Source organism: Acinetobacter sp. S54 (assembly GCF_016624945.1).
In the GTDB taxonomy this organism is placed as follows: Bacteria; Pseudomonadota; Gammaproteobacteria; order Pseudomonadales; family Moraxellaceae; genus Acinetobacter.
On sequence record NZ_JACVUI010000038.1, the window covers coordinates 1 to 237 of the forward strand.

Below are 237 nucleotides of genomic sequence, written 5' to 3' on the forward strand. Positions count from 1 at the left end.
ACTTGAATATCAGACAAGTCAAATCCGATGACTTTCTCACTAAAGTTGAAGATGATATCTACAATTTCGTTAGGCGATAATGTGGTATCAGCTGTGGTAATCGTCAAACTCGGTGCAGTGGTATCAATAGTTAAATCAAAAGCAGGACTAGCATTGCCCTTATTTCCGGCCAGATCAACCAAAGCCACTGTTAGCGAATGATTACCTTCGCTCAAATCAGTCGATGGTGTAAAACTC

The 237-nt window shown here is 40.5% G+C and carries 1 protein-coding gene; it reads right to left on the reverse strand.

Annotation, left to right across the window (positions count from 1 at the left end; all coding sequences use genetic code 11):
• Positions 1–237: Ig-like domain-containing protein (locus IAE20_RS16705; RefSeq protein WP_200461979.1), on the reverse strand; the 237-nt coding region annotated here is incomplete at both ends.